Origin of the sequence: Variovorax sp. 54 (genome assembly GCF_002754375.1) — a bacterium.
Classification (GTDB): Bacteria; Pseudomonadota; Gammaproteobacteria; order Burkholderiales; family Burkholderiaceae_C; genus Variovorax.
Map to the genome: position 1 here is coordinate 3,309,866 of NZ_PEFF01000001.1, position 23,082 is coordinate 3,332,947.

Genomic DNA, 23,082 nt, shown 5'->3' on the forward strand with positions numbered 1-23,082 from the left:
GCGCCTCCCATGGCCTTCGCCATGGACGACACACGCACCGACCACACATGGGCAATCGTTCCTGGCTCTATCTCGAACACTCTCTTTCCGGCGCCGACGAAGGCGCTGACACCGAAGAAACTTCGGCCGATGAAATCGCCGAAGCCAACAACAACTTCCCCGTGCTCTGGCAGCTCCTGCTGGCCGATGGCGCGGCCGGCGACGCCATCGACCACCAGCGCGTCTTCGGCGACGCGGGCACCGACAACCTCGCCAGCGACGCGCACGCCGCGCTCGCACGCATCCGGCAGCTGCACGCCTTTGTCGAACGGCACCCGATGCTGCACACGCTGCCGCAGATCGCGTTGCAGTTCGAAGCCGTGGCACTGCACCTGGCGGAACTGATCGACGACACGCCGGACGACAGCGCGCCGCGCTTCTCCGCCAACCTCGACGAACTGTCCTGGCTGGACGGAGACACGGAAGGCGAGGGCTTCATCGAACGCAACCGCCGCGAGTGCAATGAACTGTGGGCCGAGGTGCGCCGCTGCATCGACAGCGGCAACCACCCGGGCGTGGATGCGGCGCTGGGCATCAAGCGTTTCGCAGACTGGGAGGCCTGGGCCTGGCAGTTCGGCTTCGGCAGCCTGTCGCATCCGTACTTCGACGGCTACGAAGAGCCGCGCGACGAGCGCTTTGCCGACTTCGAGCCCGAAGAAGACGAGGACGACGACGAACGCCCCGACTACGACAACCACCTGGGCGGCGACCTCTGGCGCTTCGAGGTCGACGGCCGCTGGGGCGTGATGCGCCTGGTGCACGACGACGAGGGCGCCAGCCATCGCACCCCCGTGGTCGAGCCCGCGTGGGACGACATCCGCTACGCCGGCGCCGACGATCCGCGCCTGCTCTGGATCTCGCAGGGCGAGCAATCAGGCCTGCTGCTCGCCGACGCCGAAGCGCCGCGCGTGCTGCTCGAACCGCAGCTCGACGAGGTCTGGGCATTCGAGGACGACATCGCCACGGCCCTGGTCGGCGACCACGTCGGCCTGCTGCGCACCGACGGCAGCTGGCTGCTCCCGCCCTCGGTCGACGAGGTCTGGAGCTTTGTCGAAGGCCGCGTGCGCGCCCGCGTGGGCGAGCGCATCGGGTACGTCGACCTGCAGGGCCAATGGGTCATCGCGCCCCGGTTCGAAGAAGCCGAAGACTTCACGCCTTTCGGCCTCGCCCCCGCGCGCGCCGACGAGGGCGGCTGGGGGCTGGTGCGCGCGGACGGCGACTGGGCCGTGCCACCGGATTTCGAAAACATCCAGTGGCGCCACGACTGGGAGGGCTTCGAAGCCACGCGCGACGGCAAGAGCGGGCTGCTCGATGCGCAAGGCCGTGTCGTGATCGAGCCGGTCTACGAACAGGTCGACCTGCTCGAGGAATACCCGATCGAAAGCCTGACGAGCGAAGACAACGATCCGTCGAACGAGCGCGGCGCTCCGGCCCGGCCGAAGCGCTTCGCCGTGGAACGCGCCGACGGCCTGTGCGGCCTGATCGACGGGCAGGGCCGCGTGCTCGTGCCCTTCGACTACGGCCGCTTCGAGACCCTGGAGCCACTGACCGGCGAGGAGCGCGCGCACGCCATGGTCCGGCGCGACCTGGTGCGCGTGGCGTCCAAGGGCGGGCGCACGGCGAAGAACGCGCCGTGGCTGCGCGGCATCTACGACGTGGCCGCCGGCCGAGAGCTGGTGCCGTGCCGGCACCGCACGCTCCAGCCGCTGGCCTGGGGCACGCAGGACATCGGCTGGCTGGTCGCCGATCCGGTGCCGCGCAGCGCGAAGGTCGAGAAGGGGCAACTCGCCGTGGGCGTGCTGCGCGCCGATGGCGCCGTGCTGCACCCGCAGGCCTATCCGTGGATCAGCGCCGCGGTGTCCGTCGCTGACGGCTGGATGTCCACGGTGGTCCGCTCGGACCTGTGCAAGCGCTGGAGCGCGGGCGAGCCGGTGAAGGCCGTGCGCAACGACACCGGCCTGTACGTCTGGCTGCACGCCGACGGCCGCGAGCAGGCGCACACCGAGCACATGGCCGCGCGCCATGCCGCCGGCGACCTGCGGGCCGCCTACGAGCTGGCCTGCCACCTGCGCGACGGCGAAGGTGTCGAGGCCGACCCGCGCGAGGCCCTGCGCTGGATGGCGCGCGCCGCCGGTGTGCGCGAACCCGGCGACGCCCCCGCAACCGCGTCACCCGAGGGCCTGCCCGTGGCCATGCGCGAGCTCTCGGTGATGCTGCGCTGGGACAAGGCGGGCCTCGGCGCCGACGCCCCCCTGGGGCGTGCGTGGCTGCTGCACGCCATCGCCCATGGCGGCGAGGACGACGCCGCCACGCAGGCCCAGCTCGGCTACATGCTGTGCGAAGGCGAGGGGGGCGAGCGCGACCTGGAAGGCGGCGTGCGGCATTACGAGCGGGCCGCCGAGAAGAACAACACGATGGCGCTCTACAACCTGGGGCTGGCCCGCAAGCTCGGCGAACCCGGGGAGCCCGGCCTGGCGCGCGCAATCGGCTACTTCCGCCGCGGCCATGAAGCCGGCGACACCAGCGCCACGATGCAGCTCGGCCGCACGCTGTGCCGGCACGCAGGGGCGCTGGCCGAACAGGACCACGCAGAAGCGGAAGTGAACGTCATGTATGCCGAGGCCCTCTACGCGATGCAGAAGGTGGCGGAAGACAGCACCCAGCGCCAGCAGGGCTGGGCCTGCTACGAGCTGGGCTGGATGCGCTTTCAGGGCCAGGGCGCGCCGGAAGACGCGGCAGCCGCCGAGCGCTGGCTGCTCACCGGCGCCGCGCTCGATGACTGCGAAGAGAACCTGGAGAGCCAGCGTGCCTGCACGGAGGTTCTGGCGCAGACGTTCTACGGTGACCCCGACAGCCCGCTCTTCGACGAGGACAAGGCCCGTGAGTGGACGCAGCGGCTGGAGGCGCTGCCCGCTGCGGCCCCGGATCAACCGGAGTGAGCAAGCAGGTCCGCCCTGGGCTCCCAGGGCGGTTGCGAGTTCTGGCGCTCAGCGCGCCGGAATCGGATCGGGCAGTTCGATCTTGATGTCCAGCACTTCAAGGTTGTCCTGGGTTTCCAGGTGCACCTTGATGTCGTCGGCGTTGATCGACACGTACTTGGAAATCACCGCCACCAGCTCGCGCTGGAGCTCGGGCAGGTAATCGGGGCGCTTCTTGCCGCTGAGGCTGGAGCGCTCGTGAGCGAGGATGATCTGCAGGCGCTCCTTGGCGACGCTCGCAGTCTTCTTCTTCTCACCAAGCAGGAACGAAAGAAACGACATGCCTACTTGCTCCCGAAGATCCGTTTGAAGAAGCCGGGCTTCTCGGCGTCGACAAAGCGCATCGGCTTGTCTTCGCCAAGGAAGCGCGCGACCACGTCGCTGTACGCCTGGGCCACGTCGGTGTCCTTGTCGTGGATGGCAGGCACGCCCTGGTTGGAGGCGTGCAGCACGCTTTCCGACTCCGGGATCACGCCGATCAGCTTGATGCGCAGGATGTCCTGGATGTCTTCCAGCGAGAGCATCTGGCCGCCGGCCACCCGGTTCGGGTTGTAGCGCGTGATCAGCAGGTGTTCCTTGATGGGCTCGCCGCCGTCCTTGGCGCGCTTGGTCTTGCTGCTGAGCATGCCCAGGATGCGGTCCGAGTCGCGCACCGAAGAGACTTCGGGGTTGGTGACGATCAGCGCCTCGTCGGCGAAGTGCATCGCCATCATGGCGCCGGTCTCGATGCCCGCGGGCGAGTCGCAGATGATGTAGTCGAACTCCATGGCCGACAGGTCGTTCAGGATTTTCTCGACGCCTTCCTGCGACAGGGCTTCCTTGTCGCGCGTTTGCGAGGCGGCCAGCACGAACAGGTTGTCGCACTGCTTGTCCTTGATGAGCGCCTGGCTCAGGTTGGCCTCGCCCTGGATCACGTTGATCAGGTCGTACACCACACGGCGTTCGCAGCCCATGATCAGGTCGAGGTTGCGCAGGCCCACGTCGAAGTCGATCACGGCCGTCTTCTTGCCGGCGAGCGCAAGGCCCGACGCGAAGCTGGCGCTCGTGGTCGTCTTGCCGACGCCGCCCTTGCCCGAGGTCACCACCACAATTTTGGCCATCGCCATTCCTTCTTGTTTCGATTCAGTTGTCGATTGATGCTCAGCGCTGCCGCGTTCCTGGTTTTTCATCAGGGAATCGCGTCGATCGCTATTTTTTTGCCGTCCAGGCGCACCTGGGCGGGCTTGCCCAGCACGGGCTCGGGCAGCGGCACTTCGTTCGTGCGATAGATGCCGGCAATGGCCACCAGCTGCGCTTCCATGCAGGTCGAGAAGATCCGCGCCTCGGTGTTCCCGCGCGCGCCCGCAATGGCCTTGCCGCGCAGCGGCGCGTACACATGCACGTTGCCGTCGGCGATGACTTCGGCGCCGAAGCTCACGATGGCCGTCACCACCACGTCGCCGCCACGCGCATAGATCTGCTGGCCCGAGCGCAGCGGCTTGTCGATCAGCAGCGTGCCGTTGGCCGGCACCGGCAGCTCGCGCACGATCTGCGGGGCCTCCGAAGCCGCAGGCGCCTCGGCGGGCGGGGCCGGCGGGCGGGGCGCGGGCGCCGAGGGCATGGCGGCCACCGACAGGCCGGCTTCACGCGCCGCGGCATGCTGCTCGGGGCTGCCGCCGCGCACGGCGATCGGCTGGGTCTGGTGGCGCGCCAGCAGGCTGCGCAGGGCGGCAAAGTCGATCTCGGGGGCAGGAGTGTCGGCCTCGGCCGCCAGTTCCTGCAGCATCGAGAGGTCGATCACCACCGGCTCCTGCTCGAAGAAGTCGGGCGAATCCGCCAACTGGGCGTCGAGCGCCTCGGCCAGCACGTCGAGGTCGGCTGTCTTGAGGATCACTGCGATCAGCGGCAGTGTGGCGCTCTTGAATTCGAAAACCGCCTTGGTACGAGCGGCGGAAACATCGGCCATTGGAAAACGTGTGTGAACGTCGGTGCGAAAAGCGTTGGAGTCTAACGGGCGCCGGCCAAAGCCCGATGGCTGGTGTCGTGTTCACTGACCCTGCACAACACTTATTGCACGAGGTTTCATCTTGCTGCACTTCCAGGGATACCGCGGAACCGGCTTTGCCGGGCCGCTGGTATCGCCCCCTGCAAGGGGGTTGGAGGCCACACGAAGTGGGCAAGCCTGGGGGTTAGTTCTTTGTTTTGCCCAGCAGGGCGTAGAGGATGATGGCGCCGAAAGTGGCGGTTCCGATGCCGCCGAGGGCGAAGTCGCCGAACTTCAGCGTGAAGTCGCCGGTGCCGATGATCAGCGTGATCGCGGCCACGATCAGGTTCTTGTTCTGCGAGAAGTCGACCTTGTTGTCGACCCAGATCTTGGCGCCGGCAATGGCGATCAGGCCGAACACCACGATGCTCACGCCGCCCATCACCGGCAGCGGAATCGCCTGGATCAGCGCGCCGAACTTGGGGCTGAAGCCCAGCACCAGCGCAATCAGCGCCGCCACCACGAACACCGCCGTCGAGTAGATGCGCGTGGCCGCCATCACGCCGATGTTCTCGGCGTAGGTGGTCACGCCCGTGCCGCCCGCGGAACCGCTGATGACCGTGGCAATGCCGTCGCCGATGAAGGCGCGGCCCATGTACGGGTCGAGGTTGCGGCCCGTCATGGCCGTCACCGCCTTCAGGTGGCCGAGGTTTTCCGCCACCAGGATGATCGCCACAGGCGCAATCAGCAGCATCGCGTTGGCCGTGAACACCGGCGCCGTGAAGGTCGGCAGGCCGACCCAGGCCGCATTGGCGATGCCGCTCAGGTCGACCGGTTTGCCCAGGCCCATGCCGTTGGTGAGCGCCGCGTAGACCAGCGTCGCCAGGATCAGGCCGATGAGGATCAACAGGCGCTGCACCATGCCGCGCGTGAACACCGCCACCAGGCCCACGCACAGGAAGGTCACGGCCTGCATCCACGAATCGAAGTTGGTGGGCGCCATGTCCTTGATGGGAATGCGGGCCAGGTTCAGCCCGATGACCGCCACCACGGCGCCCGTGACCACGGGCGGCATGAAGCGCTCGATCCAGCCCGTGCCCACGGCCTGCACGATGGCCCCGATCAGGATGTACACCACCCCGCAGGCCACGATGCCGCCCAGCGCCACCGCGATGTTGGCGTTGGGCCCCTTGCCCGCATAGCCGCTGGCCGCGATCACCACGCCGATGAAGGCGAAGCTCGAGCCCAGGTAGCTGGGAACCTTGCCGCCGGTCACGAAGTAGAAGATGAGCGTGCCGATGCCGCTCATCAGGATCGCGATGTTGGGGTTGAAGCCCATCAGGATCGGCGCCAGCACCGTGGCGCCGAACATGGCGATCACGTGCTGGATGCCCATCGCGCCGGTCTGCAGCCAGGGCAGCCGCTCGTCGGGCGCGATGACCGCGCCATTGGCCAGTGTGGACACCGGCTTTTCAGTCCAGTTGAACATGTGTTTTCTTCTCCTCGGTTGGTGTGTGTGGGGGGTCGACGCGCTCCCTGGGGCGAGATTGTGGTCGATCCACCCCGTGCTGAACACGGGTTCCACCCGCAAGAGGCGTACCAGCGGGAGAAAGAAAACGAGGAGAAGAAAAGCGCCCGAAGGGGGCGCCCGCGCTCAGCGCGGCTGCAGCACCGCCATGGTGATGCGCGAGACGCAGGTCAGCTCGCCCGCCTCGTTCGTCAGGTCGATCTGCCAGACCTGCGTGGTGCGCCCGCGGTGCACCGGGCGCGCCGTGCCGATGACCCAGCCGCTGGTGGCCGAGCGGATGTGGTTGGCGTTGATGTCCAGGCCCACGGCGCGGTCGCCCTCGGGGGCCGAGTAGTGCGCGCCGCAGGAGCCCAGCGTCTCGGCCAGCACCACCGACACGCCGCCGTGCAGGATGCCGTAGGGCTGGCGGGTGCGCTCGTCCACCGGCACGCGGGCGCGGATGAAGTCGTCGCCCACCTCCAGGAATTCGATGCCCAGGGCGGCCACGGCCGTGCCCACGTGGTTGGCGGTCAGCGATTCGACCGAGATGTCTTTCTTCCAGATACGCATGCGGGAGTCTCCGAGATACAGGGGTGCGAGGGCACTATAGCGACGACGGCTGACAACCGCAGTCGCCTTTGCGTGCTACCTTGGCCCGATGACCTTTTCTCCGGTGCGGCGGTGGCTCCTGGGCTCGGCGGCGGTGCTGCTGCTGGGCATCGGCGCGCTGGTGGCGTTCGTGAGCTCGCGGCTGCCGAGCGACGACGAGGTGGCGGCCCGGATCTCCGAGGCCTTCGCGCAGCGCTTCGGCGTCGGCCTGAAGGTCGGCGGCGCCCACTGGGCCTTGCTGCCCACCCCCGTGCTCGTGCTCTCGGACATCGCCACCGACCAGCCGCGCCCCGTCACCCTGCGCCGCGTCACGGTGCAGCTGCAGCTCTCGCAGCTGCTGCACCGCGTGATTGCCGTGGACGCACTCGAGATCGAAAGCCTCGTGCTGCCGCGCGAATCGGTGCGCGCCTTCCGCGGCAAGGGCCCCAAGCCGCAGGAGGGCGGCGACCTCGTCGCGCTGCCCGCGCCCTGGACGCTGGCGCCCGTCCCGCTGGAACGGCTGCGCTGGCGCGACGTGGTCTGGATCGACCGGCGCGACATCGCGCTCGCCTACGACGGCGAGATCGCCTTCGACGCACAGTGGCGTCCGCGCCAGGCCCGCGTGGAGCGCGCGGGCGTGACGCCACTCGCCCGCCTGCGCCTGGACCGCGAGGCCGGCCAGGACCGCTGGCGCACCCGCATCGACGTGGGGGGCGGCACGTGGAACGGTGTCTCGCGTTTCGAGACGCTGCCCGGCGGCGCGCTGCGCCTGTCGGCCGAACTCGACCCGCACCAGATCGACATCGAGGGGCTGGTGCAGGCCTTCGGCCGGCGCACCTCGGTGGCCGGCAAGGTCAGCGGGCATTCCACGCTCATGGCCGAAGCCGGCAAGGCGCAGGACCTGGGCGCGCTGATGCGCAGCCTGCACACCCGCACCACCTTTTCGGTGCAACCCGCCACGCTCACCAAGCTGGACATCGCCAAGGCCGTGACCACCGCCGGCATCAGCCGCGGCGGCACCACGCCGCTGGACGAACTCACGGGCACGCTGGACACGCAGGGCACCGAAGACGGCATCGTGATGCGCTACACGAACCTCAAGGCGCGCTCGGGCGTGCTCACGGCCAGCGGCAACCTGCGGCTGCTCAACCGCCAGATGTCGGGCGAGATCGCGGTGGACCTCGTCGATGGCGTCGTCGGCGTGCCGCTCAAGATCGGCGGCAGCGTGGCCGAGCCCGAGGTGTCGATGACCGGCGGCGCGCTCGCGGGCGCGGCAGTCGGCAGCGCGGTGCTGCCGGGCGTGGGCACGGCCATCGGGGCGCGTGTGGGGCAGCAGGTCGAGAAGCTGTTCGGCGGGGACAAGAAGAAGCCGGTGCCCGCCAAGTCCGCGCCGAAGTCCAAGCCCTAGGCAAACGCCTTGATCACCGCCGGCACCGTCAACACCGCCGTGTAGTACCCCATGAACTGCACGCCCGTGTTGAACCCGATCGCACGCGACAGCAGCCCGCCCAACAGGCCCATCGTCAGGATCACCAGCAGCCCGAGCAGCTGTCCTTCCCACACGCTGATCACCACGATCAACCCGACGAAGGTCGCGATGATGGCTTCGTGGCTCACCTTGCGCGACACGAACAGCGCCGCGCGGCGCGCGAAGTTCATCGTGAACGGGTAGGCCACCAACGCAGCGAGCACCACCGCCAGCATGCCGTAGCCGAGGAACTCCCAGTGGTTCAGCAGGTTGTGCAGGTTGTGGGTCTGCCCGGTTGCCGAATCGATGGTGAAGACCGGCGGTGCATTGAAGAGCGGCGCGGCCGGGCCCGCAGCCACGGGGCTCAGCGGCAGCCCAATGGCGATCAGTGGAATCAATGCTTCGGCGATGTAGGTGGCCTCGGTCACGCCGTTGCGCGCGGCCAGCGTGGTCGTGAGCCGGTGGTACGCGTGCTTGATGCGCGAGCCGACCAGCTCGCCCAGCACCACCGTCATCGCGACCGGGCTGAACACGAAGGTGGCGCTGGAGATCGCGGCGGTGGCAACGGTCCACTTCACCTGCGCGCGGTCGAGCACCTTGAACGGGTTCGGGAAGTAGCCCGTCCAGCCCTTCACGTCCGGCGCGAGCGAGAAGGTGCGGACCTTGTCGCGCTTCATGCGCGCACGCGCGGCGGGCGAGATCACCGAGAACAAGTCGGCCACCAGCGGCCCGATCGCAATGCCCAGGAAGTAGCTGATGCTGAGCTTCACGCCGTACTTGCCCGTGAGCGCCTGCAGCGCCACGATCACCATCACGAAGGGCACCAGCGTGGCGACCGAGGCCCAGCGCCCGCTCGAGAAGTAGGCAATGGCCACGGCCGCCACCACGAAGATCCACGGCGCCGCCTTGGTGATGGCCGCGCCGTAGGGCGCGAGCAGCACCGCGAAAAGCACGGCCAGCGGCACCGCGAGAAAGGCCGCGATGATCGCGCCCGACACCATCTTGCGCAGCGCGATGTGCGGCACGCCCAGGTTGCGCAGCACGTTGGCGTCCTGCAGCAGCGGCGTGGCCATGGTGTCGCCCGGAATGCCGAGCAGCGCGGTCGGCACCGCATGCGTCATGTGCTTGGCCACGGCCGCGGCCAGGAAGAAGGTGAACACGCCTTCGGGCGGCACGCCGAGCAGCACCACCAGCAGCGTGAGCGGCGCGAGCGTGGTGGTTTCGTCGGTGCCCGACACGAGGCCGATGGCCGCGAACACGATGGCGCCCACGAGGCCCATGCCGGTGGCGACGAGGATCTGGTTGAACAGGGCGGCGTCGATCACGAGGCGGCTCCTTCGACAGTGCGAGCGCGGGGCTTGTACGAGGCGAACAGGTCGTAGATTTCCAGCTCCTTCATCTCGCGCACCACCGACGGCGGCAGGTCGTCCACCGAGCCCAGGTCGCCGTGCTCGCCGGCCAGTTCGGCCAGCACTTCTTCGCGCCAGCGCGGATCGGGGTCGGTGCCCTCGACCACCTCGCGCTTCGGCGCGAAGAGCTTGGCGCAGATCAGCCCCGAGACGACGCAGCCGCCGAGGCCTGCGAGCATCGCGTAGGCGCGCGCCAGTTCAGGCGTACTCACGACGCTCGCGAGCACGCGGCTCGCGACGAGGTAGCCCGTGAGGCTCACCGCGACGCCGATCACGATCGACCACGCGAGGTGACCCAGGTCGGCCGTGTCGCCCCATATCTCCACCAGCCGCCAGCGGGCGGGCGTTGCACTGTCTGCGTTCATTCGAGTTGTCTCCGTCTGAGGTTGTGTGACAGCCGCGTGCGCAGCCGCCGCGGTGTCGGCCGCGGACCGTGGTGCGGGATGTTCCCGCGTTGCTTACTTTTTGCGCAGTGCGTCGAGCAGGGCCACGGCGCGGTCGGTGCGCACGTCGTGCTCCGCCGCCATCTGCTTGGCGATGTGATCGATCTCGTCGCCGGTCGCCCCTGCGACGAGCGCGATGTTGCGGGCGTGCAGCGCCATATGGCCGCGCTGGATGCCTTCGGTGGCAAGTGCGCGCAAGGCGCCGAGGTTCTGCGCGAGGCCCACGGCCACGGCGACCTCGCCGAGTTCCTGTGCCGACTTCACGTCGAGGATCTTCAGTGCGAGCCGCGCGAGCGGGTGCGTCTTCGTGGCGCCGCCGACGAGGCCCACGGGCATCGGCATCTCGATGGTGCCGACCAGCGCGCCCGTCGTGTCTTTCTCCCACGTGGTGAGCGATGTGTAGCGCCCGCTGCGGCAGGCATACGCATGCGCGCCGGCTTCGACCGCGCGCCAGTCGTTGCCGGTCGCGACGATCACCGGGTCGATGCCGTTCATGATCCCCTTGTTGTGCGTCGCCGCGCGGTAGGGGTCGATGGCCGCGAAGGTGTAGGCGTCGATCACGCCCTCGACCACTTCTTCGCCGCTGCGCTCGCGCGTGGCCAGCACAGAGGGTGCGAGCCGCACGCGCGCACGCGCCAGCCGCAGGTCCGCCAGGTTCGACAGGATGCGAAGGCGCACCGTGCCGCCTGTGAGCTTCTCGACCAGCGGCGACACCGCCTCGGCCATGGTGTTGACGGTGTTCGCGCCCATCGCGTCGCGCACGTCGACGATGAGGTGCATCACCACCATCGCGCCGCGCGGCGTGTCGCCGAACACATGCACTTCGATGTCGCGGCAGCCGCCGCCCAGGCCGATCAGCACCTTGTCGCGGCTGTTCGCCACGGCCAGGATTTCGTCGCGCGCACGCAGCAACGCGAGCCGCGCGCCGTACGGGTCGGTGATGCCGATCACCTGCACCTGGGCACGCATCAGCGGCCCGGTGCTCGAGGCCTCGAAGCCGCCGCCTTCGCGCGCCAGCTTGGCCATGAACGAGGCGGCGGCGACCACCGAGGGCTCTTCGACCGCCATCGGCACGAGGTAGTCGCGTCCGTTCACGGTGAAGTTGCCGGCCACGCCCAGCGGCAGCTCGAAGGTGCCGATCACGTTCTCGACCATGCCGTTGGCGCGCTCCACGCTCAGCGCGCCGGGCTGCGCGAGCAGCGCCACCTCGTCGTCGGTGAGCGAGGCGGCCTGTGCGATGTGGGCCAGGCGTTGGGCGGGCGTGAGTGCGCGGAAATTGGGAATGCGGGAATCGGCGGCCATCGGTGCGTGTCTCTTCGGAAGGTGAATTCGGGAGCAGGCAATTTAGGCCGGCTGTACCGCCCGCGGAAGGCACAGTTTGGCGGGACAGTGCGGACAGTGGTGCGCCAGCGCGGCCCGCTGTGTCACAGTCGAAGCCCATGACCACGATCGCCGATTCGCTCGCCGACACCCTCGCGCGCCAGATCGCGAGCGGCGCCTACAAGGCCGGCGACAAGCTGCCGTCGTTGCGCGAACTCGCGCAACTTCACGGCTATGCCAAGAACACCGTCGTGGCCGCCTTCGAGCTGCTGGTGTCGCGCGGCCTCGTCGAGCCGCGACGCGGTTCGGGCTACTACGTGCTTGCGCAGGCCACGGCCACGCCCAAGCCGGCGGAGGAAGACGCCGGCAGTCTCGGCCGCGCGATGGACATCGTGTGGCTCATGCGCGAGCAGCTCAAGACCCAGCCCGATGCGGTCGCGGTGGGCGACGGCTTTCCGCCCGTCGAATGGCTGGCCGACGTGCGCCTGGACAAGTACCACCCGAAGGTCGTGCGCACGGGGCTCGGTGCGCTGTTCCGCTACGGCAGCCGCTTCGGCTATGCGCCATTGCGCGATCACCTCGTGCGCAAGCTGGCCGACTTCGGCATCGGCGCCGAGCCGCGCCAGATCGTGCTCACGCACGGCGCCAACGAGGCGATGGACATCGTCATCCGCTACTTCGTGCCGCCCGGCGGCAAGGTGCTGGTCGATGACCCGGGCTACTACCCGCTGTTCGGCAAGCTCAAGCTCGCGGGCGCGCAGATGCTGGCGGTGCCGCGCCTGGCCGACGGGCCCGACCTCGAGGTGCTCGAGCAGTTGCTCATCGCCGAGCGGCCGCGCCTGTTCTTCACGCAATCGCTCGCGCACAACCCCACGGGCTCCGACATCTCGCCGGCCAAGGCGTTCCGCGTGTTGCAGCTGGCGCAGAAGTACGACCTGCTGATCGTCGAGAACGATCCGCTGGCCGACTTCAAGCCGACCGCACTGCCACGGCTCTCGGCGCTCGATCAGCTCGAGCGCACGATCTACATCGGCAGTTTCTCCAAGTCGTTCTCGGCTGCGCTGCGCGTGGGCTTCATCGCCTGCGGTGCCGACCTGGCGAGCGACCTCGCCGACCTGAAGGCGCTGATCCACGTGAGCAGCTCGGAGTACAGCGAGCGCACCGTCGACGTCATCCTGAGCGAGGGCCACTACCAGCGGCACCTCAAGCGGCTGCAGCAGCGGCTGGGCGAGGCCACGCGCGACGCGCTGAAACTGTTCGACACGGTGGACGCCGAGGTCTTCGCGCGCAGCCCGCAGTCGCTCTACATCTGGGCCGCGCTGCCCGGCGTGGACGACTCGCTGGCCTTCGCGAAGGAGCTGCTGCCGCGCAAGATCGTGATGGCGCCGGGGCGCATCTTCAGCGTCGACTCGACGCAGGTCTCGCGCTGGTCGCGCTTCAATGTCGGCGCCATGGCCGATCCGCGCTTTGCGAAGGCGCTGCGCACCGCGTTGCGGCGGCGATCCAGTCCTTGAACTAGCCCTTGAAGGTGCCGTGCCGGCCCGCGCCGCTGGCAAAGCGAGCGGCCCCGGCCTCGCCTTCGGCCGCAACGATCGGCACGCCCTGCGCGCCTTCGCGGCGCAGTGCGTCGGCCAGCGGCAGGTCCCACTGTTCGAAGGCGGAGCGGCGGTCGGCCAGCATGCATTGCTGCGGGAAGGCGGCGATCTGCCGCGCCAACTCTTGCGCTGCGGCGAGCGCATCGCCCGGCGGTGTGGTGCGATTCACGAGGCCCATCGCCAGCGCCTCGGCCGCGCCGACGGGGCGGCCCGTGAGGATCAGGTCGAGCGCGCGCCCCATGCCGATGAGGCGCGGCAGCCGCACGGTGCCGCCGTCGATCAGCGGCACGCCCCAGCGGCGGCAGAACACGCCGAACACCGCGTCGTCGTCGGCCACGCGCAGGTCGGCCAGCAACGCCAGCTCGAGTCCGCCCGCGACCGCGTAGCCGTTCACCGCTGCAATCAGCGGCTTGGACAGCGCCATGCGCGTCGGGCCCATCGGGCCGGCGCCGCCGCCCTCGGGGTCGAGCTCGTTGCGGCGCGCGGGATCGCCGACCGCGCCCAGGTCGGCACCCGCGCAGAAATGGCCGCCCGCGCCCGTCAGCACGGCCACGCGCAGCGCGTCGTCGGCCTCGAAGTGCTCGAAGGCTGCGCGCAATGCCGCAGCGACCACACCGTCCACGGCGTTGCGTTTGTCGGGCCGGTTCAGCGTGAGCGTGCAGACGGGGCCGTCCACGTCGAAGGTCACGCAGGGCGGGGTGGTCATGAGCTGGGTTCTCCGGGAAGCTGAGGTGGCGGGGCGATCCGGCCATCGTAGAAAACATTCCCGGGTTCTCCAACCCCACCGCGCTCAGATGGCGCGGATCACGTCCGTGTCGCCTTCGTCCGATGCATGCAACCGCGCCACTTCGGTGGCACGCCGCGTGAGCACGGCGCGCTGGTTGATGTAGCCCTTGTCGGTGATCTCGCCCGCATCGAGGCTCGGCGGCTCGGCCAGCACCAGCGCGCAGGCCGGGCATTGCGACGAGCCCGCGCCTTCGTCGCGCAGGGCGCGCAGCACTTCGGCGATGCGCGTGGCCAGTGCGTCGGGCGCGAGCGCCGCGCCTTGCGGACTCGCGAACACCAGCATGCCGATCGCGTCGCGGTCGTGGCCCGTGAGCACGATGTCCTGCACATGCGGCGCCAGCAGCGACACCAGCTTCACGCGCAGCGTGCCCACCGACACCCAGGTGCCCGTCGAGAGCTTGAAGTCTTCTGCCACGCGGCCGTTGAAGATCACGCCCTGCGCGGGGTCGCCGGGGTTCGCAAGAAAGCCGGCGTCGCCGATGCGGTAATAGCCCTCGGCGTCGAAGGCCTCGGCGGTTTCACGCGGCGCATCGCGGTAGCCGGGGAACACCGAGACGCCCTTGACGCGCATCTCCAGCTTCTCTCCGTTGGGCACGAACTTCAGTTCCAGCCCCGGCAGCGGCGCGCCGATGCAGCCGGCGCCGTCGAGCTGCCAGTGCGCCGAGGTGATCGCGGGCGAGGTCTCGGTCGCACCCCACGAGGTCGTGAGCCACAGCGGGCGCGTGGGGCGCACGCGACGGGCCACCGCTTCGAGCCGTTGCCAGGTCGAAGGCGCGAGCGCTGCGGCCGCGTAGAACGCCAGGCGCAACCGCGCGAACACTTCGGTCGCGAGCGCGTCGTCGGCTTCGAGGAACGGCAGCAGCATGTCGAAGCCGCGCGGCACGTTGAACAGCAGCGTGGGTTTCACCTCGCGCAGGTTGCGCACGGTCTTCTCGATGAGACCCGGCGCAGGCCGGCCTTCGTCGATGTAGAGCGCGCCGCCATGGCACAGCACCATGTGCAGGTTGTGGTTCGCGCCGAAGGTGTGGCTCCACGGCAGCCAGTCGACCAGCACCGGCTTCTCCTGCGTGAGGAAGCGCCAGGTCTGCGCCATCATCTGCTGGTTGGCGCACAGCATGCGGTGCGTGTTGATCACCACCTTGGGCTTGCCGGTGGAGCCGGAGGTCAGCAGGTACTTGGCGTGCGTGTCGGGGCCCACGGCGGCGAAGGCCTGCATGACGACGGGCGTTTCCTTCGCGTCGAGCAACTGGTCGAAAGTCAGCGCGCCCGGATGCGTGTCGGCGTTGCGGCTGAACACCGTCACGGCCTCGATGCCGCAGCCGGCGAGCGATGCGCCGTACACCTTCGCGTCGGACGCATAGACCAGCGCCGGTTGCAGCGCCTGCAGCATGCCGTGCAGCCTTGACGGATCTTTCGCCATGCGCGAGTAGGCGCTGGACAGCGAACAGGCCGTGCGGCCGATGTGCATCGCCGCGAGCATCAGCACGGCGTGGTCGATGGCGTTGTCCGAGAGGATCACGACCGGCCGGCCCGGCGGCAGGTTCAGGTCGAGCAGGCCCTGCGCCACCGCGCCGACGGCGGCGCGCAGCGCGCGGTAGTCGAGCTTGCGCCAGCCTTCGCCGCTGTCATCGCGCTCGGCAAACGCCAGCGCATCGGGCGTCTCGCGCGCCCAGCGTTCGATCCATTCGCCGATGCAGCGCGCATACGGCTGCAACGTCGTCGGCGAGCGCAGCACGAACGAGCCGTCGTCGAAGTCGATGCGCACCGTGCGGGGCGGGGCGATCAGCGTGTCGTCGAGAAGAAAGTCGGTCATGTCAATCCAGCGACTCCGTCTCGGTCTTGGCGCGAATCAGGTTCAACAGCAGGGTGTCGCGTGCGGCTTCGAGGTCGGCGGTGTGGCGTGTGCCGAGTTCGTCGGCCACGCCTTGCACCACCTGCTGCTTCAATGCGTCCGTCATCGACGGCGCGCCCAGGTCCTTCCACCAGTCTTCGATGGGCCCGCCCAGGTGCGCGAGCAGGTGCGCGATGCCGCCCGCGCCGCCCGAGAGGTGCAGGTTCATGAACGGCCCCATCACGGCCCAGCGCAGGCCGGGGCCGTGCGCGATGGCGGTGTCGATGTCGGCCACGCTCGCCACGCCTTCGTTGACGAGGTGGAACGCCTCGCGCCACAGGGCAGCCTGCAGCCGGTTCGCGATGTGGCCTTTCACCTCGCGCTTCACGTGGATCGGCCGTTTGCCGATGGCGGCATAGAACGCCATCGTGCGTGCGATGGCGTCGGCCGAGGTCTGTTCGCCGCCGATCACTTCGACCAGCGGAATCAGGTGCGGCGGGTTGAACGGATGCCCCAGCACCACGCGCTGCGGGTGCACGCAGCCCGACTGCACGCCGCTGATCGCCAGGCCCGACGAGCTCGACGCGAGGATGGTCTCGGGTGGCGCCGCCGCGTCCATGCGACGGAACAGGTCGATCTTGAAATCCATGCGCTCGGGGCCGTTCTCCTGCACGAAGTCGGCCACCGACACTGCATCTTCCAGGCTGTCGTGAAAGCGCAAGCGGTCTACCGAGGCGCCCTCGGCAAGGCCGAAGCGCTCGAGCGTCGGCCAGTGCTGCGCCACCGCATCGCGCAGCCGCTCCTCGGCGCCCGGCGACGGATCGGTTGCATTCACATCGAGCCCGTGCGCTAGGAAATACGCGGCCCAGCTCGCACCGATCACACCGGTGCCGACGACCGCGACGCGCTTCACATCCAGGAGGCTCATGATTTCCACCGCGCGCAGCGGCTCTCCGTCTTGGTGGTCCAGGCGGCTTCGCCGGGGATGTTCTCGATCACCTTGTAATAGTCCCACGGCTCCTTCGACTCGGCCGGCGTCTTCACCTGCATGAGGTGCATGTCGTGCACCATGAGGCCGTCGTCGCGCAGCCAGCCGCCCTTGACGAACATGTCGTTGAATTTGGTCTTGCGCAACTGCGCCATCACCTTGTCGGCGTCGTCGCTGCCGGCCGCCTTCACGGCCTGCAGGTACTGCAGCGTGGCCGAGTAGTCGCCGGCGTGGAAAGAGGAGGGCATGCGCTTGTGCTTGTCGAAGAAGCGGCGCGCCCAGGCGCGCGACTCGGGGCTCTGGTTCCAGTACCAGCTGTCGGTGAGGTACATGCCCTGCGAGGCCTTCAGGCCCAGCGCGTGCACGTCGTTGATGGTGATGATCATGCCGGCGAGTTTCATGTGCTTGCTGATGCCGAACTCCGCCGCCGACTTGATGGCGTTCACCGTGTCGCCGCCCGCATTGGCCAGGGCCAGCACCTGCGCCTTCGAGCTTTGCGCCTGCAGCATGAACGACGAGAAGTCGCTCGCGCCCAGTGGGTGCTTGACCGAGCCCGCCACCGTGCCGCCGCTGGCCTGCACGGTCTTGGTGGCATCGCTTTGCAGCGCGGCGCCGAAGGCGTAGTCGGCCGCCACGAAGTACCAGCTCTTGCCGCCGGCCTTGACCACCGCGCTCGCGGTGCCGCGCGCCATGGCCACGGTGTCGTAGGCGTAGTGCACGGTGTAGGGCGAGCAGTACTCGTTGGTGAGGCTCGACGCGCCCGAGCCCACCACGAAGTACGGCTTCTTCTTGTCGGCCGCCACGCCCGCCATGGCAATGGCGGCACCCGAGTTCACGCCGCCGATCAGCATGTCGACCTTGGTCACGTCGAACCATTCGCGCGCCTTGGCGGCGGCGATGTCGGGCTTGTTCTGGTGGTCGGCCGTGACCAGCTCGATCTTCTTGCCGTCGATGGCGCCGCCCATGTCGGCAATGGCCATGCGGATCGCCTCGGCGCCGGCCGGGCCGTCGTAGTCGCGGTAGATGCCCGACATGTCGCTGATGAAGCCGATGCGGATGGTGTCGTCGGACACCTGGGCGAAGGCGCTCGATGCAAAGAGGGCGCCGAGTGCGAGGGCCAGGGCGGAGCGGGAAGTGTTCATGTGCGTTGTCTCTGTCGTTGTTGTCGTTGTCTGTCTTCAGCCCAGCGCGAACTCGGGCCGCGGTCCACCCACGCGCGGCAGGCCCATGATCTGCCGCGCCTCGGCCGGCGTGGCCACTTCCATGTCCAGCTCGCGGATCACGCGCACGATGCGCTCGGTGAGCTGCACGTTGGTGGCCAGCTCGCCCTGGCGGAAGTAGAGGTTGTCTTCCAGCCCCACGCGCGCATGGCCGCCCAGTAGCAGCGCCGCCACGTTGGCTTCGAGCTGCGACATGCCGATGCCGCTCACGCCGAAGATGGCGCCCTGGGGCAGCGTGTCGACCATCATCTGCAGGTTGCGCGGCGAGTACGGCATCGCGTTCTGGAAGTTGCGGTGCACGTTCATCACCAGGTTGATGAAATAGGGCGCGTCGTCATGGCCTTCCTCGATCAGCGTGGTCGTGTCCTGCAGGATGTGCGTGGGGCTGAACACCTCCCACTCGGGCTTGATGCCGCGCGCCTTCATGCCGGCGGCAAGTTCGCGCCCGCGCGTGATCGGCGTGTCCATCAGGATCTGCTTGCCTTCGAAGCTCAGGTTGAGCGTGGTGGCGTCGAGCGTGCACATCTCGGCGCCGGCGTCCATGCCCTTGATGCGTTCTTCCCACGCAATTTCCCAGCGGTCGCCCGCCAGCGGCTTCACCATGTCGCCGTGCACGCCGCCGCCGGTGGAGTTGTTGAGCACGATGTCGCAGCCGGCCGCGCGGATGCGGCTGTTGATGTCGCGGTACACCTCGGCGTTGCAGGTGGCGCCGTCGTCGGGCCGGCGCGCGTGGATGGCCACCACGCTGGCGCCGGCGTTCCAGCAGCGCAGCACGTCGGCGGCGATCTCGGCGGGCTGGGTGGGGAGGTGGGGGTTCTGCGACTTGTGCGCCATGCCGCCGGTGGGGGCGATGGTCACGATCACTTTGCGCTTCGACATGCTCGGGAACTCCTGGTGTCTTTCGTGGGGGCGCGTCATTATTTTTTGCGGGGCGTTTGCACTCAGTCATCGCGACGACATTTGGGGGCAGGGTTTACGCGGCGCAGGCGCTAAAGTTGCCGCTTGCGCCGTCCCGCGCATCAAGGATCACGCCATGAAACTACTGCCCCTCGTGCTGGCCGCCGCAGCCGCGTTCACCACCCTCGGTGCCGCCGCGCAACCCGCTGGCCCCGCCACCTGCGACGCCAAGCGCGAGGCCATCGGCCGCGACATCGAGATGGCCCAATCCAAGGGCCAGAAGCAGCGGGTTCGCGGGCTCGAAACCGCGTTGGCGGAAGTGAACCGCCACTGCACCGACGCCAAGCTGGCGGCCGAGCATCAGCGGCGCATCCGCAGTCAGGAGCGCAAGGTGGCCGAGCGCGAGCGCGACCTGCGTGAGGCCCAGCAGAAGGGCCGCGCCAGCAAGATCGCCGACCGCGAGAAAAAACTGCACGAGGCTCAGGCCGAGCTGCAACAGCTCAAGGGTGCGCAGTAAATAAAAAAGCCCTTATGCCCACGACCAAGCCGGCGATTCCCGCAGCCTCCCTGACCATTGCCCAGCTGCTGCAAGGCTCGGCTTGGTTCCCGCTACTCGACGTGGGCGCGGGCGAGCGCGTGCTCGACGAGATGCGCGAGGTCGAGGTGGCGGCCGGCGCCGCGCTGTGCCGGCGCGGCGACACGCCGCTGCACTGGTACGGCACGCTCGAAGGGCTGCTCAAGTGGTCGATCACCTCCAGCGACGGCCGCTCGGTCACGCTGGGCGGGCTGTCGGTGGGCAGCTGGTTCGGCGAAGGCACGCTGCTGCGCGCCGTGCCGCGCTCGGCCGACATCATTGCGCTGCGACCCAGCCGCGTGGCGCAGCTGCCGCTGGAGACCTTCGAGTGGCTGCACCGCACGCAGCGCGGCTTCGATCACTTCCTGCTGCAGCAGATCAACGAGCGGCTGCACTGGTTCATGGGCAGCTACGCCGCGCACCGCCTGCTCGACGCCGACAGCCAGGTGGCGCGCGCGCTGGCCGGCCTGTTCCACCCGTGGCTGCATCCGGGGAGCGAGCCGCACCTGCAGACTTCGCAGGAAGAGATCGCGAATTTGTCGGGCGTGTCGCGGCAGCGGTGCAATGCGGCGCTCAACCGGCTGAAGGAGGCAGGCTTCCTGCACATCGAGTACGGCGGCATCACCGTGACCGACCTCGAAGGGCTGCGGCGCTTCATCCAGGAATGAACCAGAAACGAACGACGGCGGAACCTTCTTCATGACCTTGCCCTGGCCCCTGTTCCTCGCATTGCTGAAGCTCCTGGGCCGTCGCCGCCGTTTCGAAAGCGCCGAAGGGTTGCGCGCGGCCGTGGCGCACGACCGCAAGACCGCGCGCGCCGAGCCGCCTGCCTCCGTGCGCAAGCGCTGCACGGTCAGCCAGCGCCAGGTGAATGGCCACGCGTGCTACACGCTGGCGCCGTTGTCCGGCGCGGGCACGACGCAGCTGCTGTACCTGCATGGCGGCGCGCACGTGGCCGAGATTTCGCCGTTCCATTGGCGGCTGGTGGCAGAGCTGGTCGAAACGACGGGCTGCGTCGCGCATGTGCCGATCTTTCCACTCGCGCCCGAGCACACGTACCGCCCGGCCTGTGCGATGGTGAACGAGGTCTACCGCACCCTGGCCGCTGCGCACGACCCGCGGCACTTGGTACTGATGGGCGATTCAGCGGGCGGTGGCCTTGCGCTCGCACTCGCGCAGGGCTTTGCCGCGCTGGGGCTGCCGCAACCGCGCGACATCGTGCTCGTCTCGCCCTGGCTCGACCTCACGGTGACGAACGCGGCGATCCCCGCGCTCGAAGCCGTCGATCCGTGGCTGGCCCGTCCGGGGCTGGCGGCCGCAGGGCGCTGGTGGGCCGGCGACGAAGACCCGGGCCTGCCGCACCTGAGCCCGCTGCACGGTTCGCTGCAGGGGCTGGGCCGGCTCACGGTCTTCATCGGCACGCGCGACCTGCTGCTGGCGGATTGCCGGGCGCTGCACGTGCGGGCCGCGGCGCAGGGCGTGCCGGTCGAGATGCACGAGGCCGAGGGCATGGTCCACGTCTGGCCGTTGCTGCCGGTGAAGCAGGCGATGGCGGCGCGCGCCACCATCGCGGGGATCGTGCGCGGCGGCGACTGACCGCGCACCGGCCCGTGCGTCAGGCGCTCAGCGCTTGTGGTGCGACGCCGCCAGTTCGTACACCGGCGTGTCGATCCCTTCCATGCGCGCCTTCAGCTGCAGCGCCAAAAACTGCGAGTAGTGGCGCGACTGGTGCAGGTTGCCGCCGTGGAACCACAGGTTCTCGACCTGCGTCGGCTTCCACATGTTGCGCAGCTCGCCCTCCCACGGACCCGGATCTTTCGGCGTGTCGGAGCCCAGGCCCCAGCACTTGCCGACCTTGTCGGCGATCTCGGGCGAGATCAGGTCGGCGAGCCAGCCGTTCATCGAGCCGTAGCCCGTCGCGTACACCAGCAGGTCGGCCGGCAGCTCGGTGCCGTCGGTGAGCGTGACCGAGCGCGCGTTCACGCGCTCGATGTTCACGCCGCTCTTCAGGTGGATGCTGCCGTTGGCCACCAGCTCCGAGGCGCCCACGTCGATGTAGTAGCCCGAGCCGCGCCGCAGGTACTTCATGAACAGGCCCGAGCCGTCCACGCCGAAGTCGAGCAGGAAGCCGGCCTTTTCCAGCCGCGCGTACAGGTCGGCGTCGCGCTTCTTCATCTCCTCGTACACCGGGATGTGGAAGGTGTGCATGATCTTGTAGGGCACCGACGCGAAGATCAGGTCGCCTTTGTGGTGGTCGATGCCGCTCTTCACCGCCTGCTCGGAGTACAGGCCGCCCAGCGCCAGCTCCATGAGCGACTGCGAGGGCGCGATGTGCGTGGACGAACGCTGCACCATCGTCACGTCGGCGCCGTGCTCCCACAGCGCCGCGCAGATGTCGTGCGCCGAGTTGTTCGAGCCCAGCACCACGCACTTCTTGCCCGCATAGGCCTCGGGCCCGGGGTGCTGGCTGGAGTGGTGCTGGTCGCCCAGGAAGTTCTCGGCGCCCGCCACCTTCGGCACGTTCGGGTAGCCCGACACGCCGAGCGCGAACACCAGCTGCTTCGGGCGCAGCGTCACGGGCTTGCCCTCGCGCTCCACCTGCACTTCCCAGCGCTGCGTGGCCTCGTCGAAGCGCGCCTTGGTGGCGTTCGTGGAACTCCAGTAGTTGAGCTCCATGATCTTCGTGTACATCTCGAGCCAGTCGCCGATCTTGTCCTTGGGCGCGAACACCGGCCAGTCGTCGGGGAAGGGCATGTAGGGCAGGTGGTCGTACCAGACCGGGTCGTGCAGGCACAGCGACTTGTAGCGCTTGCGCCAGGAGTCGCCGGCCTTGGCGTTGCGCTCCACGATGATGGTGGGCACGCCCAGCCGCCGCAGCCGCGCCCCCAGCGCGATGCCGCCCTGGCCGCCGCCGATGATCACCACCTCGGGTTGCTCGGTGTAGCCCAGCGCGGCCTCTTCGTCGCGGCGCTTCTCGAGCCAGTTCTTGCGGCCCTTGTGCACGCCGTGCTCCGCGCCCTTGATGCGGTGGTCTCCCGTCTTTTCCTCGAGGCCCTTCAGCTCGGTCATGGTGGTGAGCAGCGTCCAGGCCTTGCCGTTGCGCAAGCGAAGGTGGCCGCGCCCGCGTGCCACGCGCGTCTCGAAGGTGAACCATGCATCGACCACGCCCTCGGCCTCGGTCGCTTCGCCTTCGAGCGCAAAGGCCGTGGGCTGCGTGTCGGCCAGGCGCGCCTGCAGCATCGCGCGGATGGCGCCGGGGCCCTCCTGCGTGCGCAGGTTCCAGGTGAAGGCGACGAGGTCGCGCCAGTAGCTGTCGGCCTCGAACCGCGAGACGGCTGCGTCGATGTCGCCGCGTGCGAGCGCGGCGGCGAAGTCGGCCAGCCATTGGGCGGCGGCCCGGGTGGGGCCGGTGGTCGGGTCTGTCATTGCATGTCTCCGTTGTGTCGTTGAACGAATCGAATCGCGGCGCGGCAAGG

Annotated in this window: 20 protein-coding genes; 6 read left to right on the forward strand and 14 right to left on the reverse strand. The window is 68.9% G+C overall.

What is annotated here, in order from left to right:
• Window positions 1–47 precede the first annotated feature (47 nt).
• On the forward strand, window positions 48–2,978 hold the full coding sequence (locus CLU95_RS15380; RefSeq protein WP_099794333.1) for an SEL1-like repeat protein: 2,931 nt from the start codon (window positions 48–50) through the stop codon (window positions 2,976–2,978).
• A 48-nt stretch (window positions 2,979–3,026) separates the two neighbouring features.
• Here CLU95_RS15380 and minE read toward each other — a convergent pair whose 3' ends face one another.
• The 5 genes from minE to CLU95_RS15405 form a co-directional block, all read right to left on the reverse strand.
• Complete coding sequence (minE, locus tag CLU95_RS15385) at window positions 3,027–3,299, reverse strand: cell division topological specificity factor MinE (RefSeq protein WP_099794335.1); 273 nt, start codon at window positions 3,297–3,299, stop codon at window positions 3,027–3,029.
• Window positions 3,300–3,301: 2 nt separating this feature from the next.
• Window positions 3,302–4,117: a septum site-determining protein MinD gene (gene minD / locus CLU95_RS15390; RefSeq protein WP_095747381.1), complete on the reverse strand. Its 816-nt coding sequence runs from the start codon at window positions 4,115–4,117 to the stop codon at window positions 3,302–3,304.
• A 68-nt stretch (window positions 4,118–4,185) separates the two neighbouring features.
• Window positions 4,186–4,962 (reverse strand): septum site-determining protein MinC, encoded by a 777-nt coding sequence (gene minC, locus CLU95_RS15395; RefSeq protein ID WP_099794337.1) that lies wholly within the window; start codon window positions 4,960–4,962, stop codon window positions 4,186–4,188.
• 223 nt (window positions 4,963–5,185) lie between these two features.
• Complete coding sequence (locus tag CLU95_RS15400; protein ID WP_099794339.1) at window positions 5,186–6,469, reverse strand: solute carrier family 23 protein; 1,284 nt, start codon at window positions 6,467–6,469, stop codon at window positions 5,186–5,188.
• 165 nt (window positions 6,470–6,634) lie between these two features.
• On the reverse strand, window positions 6,635–7,057 hold the full coding sequence (locus tag CLU95_RS15405; RefSeq protein WP_056574715.1) for a hotdog fold thioesterase: 423 nt from the start codon (window positions 7,055–7,057) through the stop codon (window positions 6,635–6,637).
• A gap of 88 nt (window positions 7,058–7,145) precedes the next feature.
• On the opposite strand from CLU95_RS15405, the gene CLU95_RS15410 reads away from it, so the two are divergent.
• Complete coding sequence (locus tag CLU95_RS15410) at window positions 7,146–8,483, forward strand: hypothetical protein (protein WP_099794341.1); 1,338 nt, start codon at window positions 7,146–7,148, stop codon at window positions 8,481–8,483.
• Here the strand turns inward: CLU95_RS15410 and CLU95_RS15415 are convergent.
• The 3 genes from CLU95_RS15415 to CLU95_RS15425 form a co-directional block, all read right to left on the reverse strand.
• The gene (locus CLU95_RS15415) at window positions 8,480–9,823 is read right to left on the reverse strand and encodes a tripartite tricarboxylate transporter permease (RefSeq protein ID WP_099797322.1); all 1,344 of its coding nucleotides are present in this window, start codon (window positions 9,821–9,823) and stop codon (window positions 8,480–8,482) included. The genes CLU95_RS15410 and CLU95_RS15415 overlap by 4 nt on opposite strands.
• Window positions 9,824–9,864: 41 nt before the next feature.
• Entirely contained in the window at window positions 9,865–10,317 is a 453-nt protein-coding gene (locus CLU95_RS15420; protein WP_099794342.1) for a hypothetical protein, read from the reverse strand.
• 93 nt (window positions 10,318–10,410) lie between these two features.
• A complete protein-coding gene (locus tag CLU95_RS15425; protein ID WP_099794344.1) occupies window positions 10,411–11,697 on the reverse strand; it encodes a hydroxymethylglutaryl-CoA reductase, degradative in 1,287 nt (428 codons plus the stop codon).
• 137 nt (window positions 11,698–11,834) lie between these two features.
• Between CLU95_RS15425 and CLU95_RS15430 the strand changes: the two genes are divergently transcribed.
• Window positions 11,835–13,229, forward strand: a complete 1,395-nt coding sequence (locus tag CLU95_RS15430; protein WP_099794346.1) for an aminotransferase-like domain-containing protein — start codon at window positions 11,835–11,837, stop codon at window positions 13,227–13,229.
• A 1-nt stretch (window position 13,230) separates the two neighbouring features.
• Here CLU95_RS15430 and CLU95_RS15435 read toward each other — a convergent pair whose 3' ends face one another.
• The 5 genes from CLU95_RS15435 to CLU95_RS15455 all read right to left on the reverse strand — a co-directional run bounded on the left by CLU95_RS15435 (window position 13,231) and on the right by CLU95_RS15455 (window position 19,014).
• On the reverse strand, window positions 13,231–14,016 hold the full coding sequence (locus CLU95_RS15435; protein WP_099794348.1) for a crotonase/enoyl-CoA hydratase family protein: 786 nt from the start codon (window positions 14,014–14,016) through the stop codon (window positions 13,231–13,233).
• Between the two features lie 84 nt (window positions 14,017–14,100).
• A complete protein-coding gene (locus CLU95_RS15440) occupies window positions 14,101–15,909 on the reverse strand; it encodes a feruloyl-CoA synthase (RefSeq protein ID WP_099794349.1) in 1,809 nt (602 codons plus the stop codon).
• A gap of 1 nt (window position 15,910) precedes the next feature.
• Window positions 15,911–16,855, reverse strand: a complete 945-nt coding sequence (locus CLU95_RS15445; RefSeq protein WP_099794351.1) for a 3-hydroxyacyl-CoA dehydrogenase NAD-binding domain-containing protein — start codon at window positions 16,853–16,855, stop codon at window positions 15,911–15,913.
• Window positions 16,852–18,057 (reverse strand): ABC transporter substrate-binding protein, encoded by a 1,206-nt coding sequence (locus CLU95_RS15450; protein WP_099794353.1) that lies wholly within the window; start codon window positions 18,055–18,057, stop codon window positions 16,852–16,854. Before CLU95_RS15450 ends, CLU95_RS15445 begins: the two co-directional genes overlap by 4 nt.
• Before the next feature lie 36 nt (window positions 18,058–18,093).
• Window positions 18,094–19,014, reverse strand: a complete 921-nt coding sequence (locus CLU95_RS15455; RefSeq protein ID WP_099794355.1) for a 3-keto-5-aminohexanoate cleavage protein — start codon at window positions 19,012–19,014, stop codon at window positions 18,094–18,096.
• 154 nt (window positions 19,015–19,168) lie between these two features.
• On the opposite strand from CLU95_RS15455, the gene CLU95_RS15460 reads away from it, so the two are divergent.
• From CLU95_RS15460 to CLU95_RS15470, 3 genes are read left to right on the forward strand one after another with little or no spacing between them, the layout of a single operon-like run.
• Window positions 19,169–19,549, forward strand: coding sequence for a DUF1090 domain-containing protein (locus CLU95_RS15460; protein WP_099794356.1), 381 nt, complete (start codon window positions 19,169–19,171; stop codon window positions 19,547–19,549).
• A 14-nt stretch (window positions 19,550–19,563) separates the two neighbouring features.
• The gene (locus tag CLU95_RS15465; RefSeq protein ID WP_099794358.1) at window positions 19,564–20,274 is read left to right on the forward strand and encodes a Crp/Fnr family transcriptional regulator; all 711 of its coding nucleotides are present in this window, start codon (window positions 19,564–19,566) and stop codon (window positions 20,272–20,274) included.
• Between the two features lie 31 nt (window positions 20,275–20,305).
• The gene (locus CLU95_RS15470) at window positions 20,306–21,202 is read left to right on the forward strand and encodes an alpha/beta hydrolase fold domain-containing protein (protein ID WP_099794360.1); all 897 of its coding nucleotides are present in this window, start codon (window positions 20,306–20,308) and stop codon (window positions 21,200–21,202) included.
• Window positions 21,203–21,229: 27 nt separating this feature from the next.
• Here the strand turns inward: CLU95_RS15470 and CLU95_RS15475 are convergent, their stop codons facing one another.
• Complete coding sequence (locus CLU95_RS15475; protein ID WP_099794362.1) at window positions 21,230–23,032, reverse strand: NAD(P)/FAD-dependent oxidoreductase; 1,803 nt, start codon at window positions 23,030–23,032, stop codon at window positions 21,230–21,232.
• Window positions 23,033–23,082: the final 50 nt, after the last annotated feature.

Excerpts from the sequence above, each read along its gene's own strand:
- CLU95_RS15380 (WP_099794333.1), top strand. The coding sequence starts at position 48 with ATGGGCAATCGTTCCTGGCTCTATCTCGAACACTCTCTTTCCGGCGCC.
- minE (WP_099794335.1), bottom strand. The coding sequence starts at position 3,299 with ATGTCGTTTCTTTCGTTCCTGCTTGGTGAGAAGAAGAAGACTGCGAGC.
- minD (WP_095747381.1), bottom strand. The coding sequence starts at position 4,117 with ATGGCCAAAATTGTGGTGGTGACCTCGGGCAAGGGCGGCGTCGGCAAG.
- minC (WP_099794337.1), bottom strand. The coding sequence starts at position 4,962 with ATGGCCGATGTTTCCGCCGCTCGTACCAAGGCGGTTTTCGAATTCAAG.
- CLU95_RS15400 (WP_099794339.1), bottom strand. The coding sequence starts at position 6,469 with ATGTTCAACTGGACTGAAAAGCCGGTGTCCACACTGGCCAATGGCGCG.
- CLU95_RS15405 (WP_056574715.1), bottom strand. The coding sequence starts at position 7,057 with ATGCGTATCTGGAAGAAAGACATCTCGGTCGAATCGCTGACCGCCAAC.
- CLU95_RS15410 (WP_099794341.1), top strand. The coding sequence starts at position 7,146 with ATGACCTTTTCTCCGGTGCGGCGGTGGCTCCTGGGCTCGGCGGCGGTG.
- CLU95_RS15415 (WP_099797322.1), bottom strand. The coding sequence starts at position 9,823 with ATGGGCCTCGTGGGCGCCATCGTGTTCGCGGCCATCGGCCTCGTGTCG.
- CLU95_RS15420 (WP_099794342.1), bottom strand. The coding sequence starts at position 10,317 with ATGAACGCAGACAGTGCAACGCCCGCCCGCTGGCGGCTGGTGGAGATA.
- CLU95_RS15425 (WP_099794344.1), bottom strand. The coding sequence starts at position 11,697 with ATGGCCGCCGATTCCCGCATTCCCAATTTCCGCGCACTCACGCCCGCC.
- CLU95_RS15430 (WP_099794346.1), top strand. The coding sequence starts at position 11,835 with ATGACCACGATCGCCGATTCGCTCGCCGACACCCTCGCGCGCCAGATC.
- CLU95_RS15435 (WP_099794348.1), bottom strand. The coding sequence starts at position 14,016 with ATGACCACCCCGCCCTGCGTGACCTTCGACGTGGACGGCCCCGTCTGC.
- CLU95_RS15440 (WP_099794349.1), bottom strand. The coding sequence starts at position 15,909 with ATGACCGACTTTCTTCTCGACGACACGCTGATCGCCCCGCCCCGCACG.
- CLU95_RS15445 (WP_099794351.1), bottom strand. The coding sequence starts at position 16,855 with ATGAGCCTCCTGGATGTGAAGCGCGTCGCGGTCGTCGGCACCGGTGTG.
- CLU95_RS15450 (WP_099794353.1), bottom strand. The coding sequence starts at position 18,057 with ATGAACACTTCCCGCTCCGCCCTGGCCCTCGCACTCGGCGCCCTCTTT.
- CLU95_RS15455 (WP_099794355.1), bottom strand. The coding sequence starts at position 19,014 with ATGTCGAAGCGCAAAGTGATCGTGACCATCGCCCCCACCGGCGGCATG.
- CLU95_RS15460 (WP_099794356.1), top strand. The coding sequence starts at position 19,169 with ATGAAACTACTGCCCCTCGTGCTGGCCGCCGCAGCCGCGTTCACCACC.
- CLU95_RS15465 (WP_099794358.1), top strand. The coding sequence starts at position 19,564 with ATGCCCACGACCAAGCCGGCGATTCCCGCAGCCTCCCTGACCATTGCC.
- CLU95_RS15470 (WP_099794360.1), top strand. The coding sequence starts at position 20,306 with ATGACCTTGCCCTGGCCCCTGTTCCTCGCATTGCTGAAGCTCCTGGGC.
- CLU95_RS15475 (WP_099794362.1), bottom strand. The coding sequence starts at position 23,032 with ATGACAGACCCGACCACCGGCCCCACCCGGGCCGCCGCCCAATGGCTG.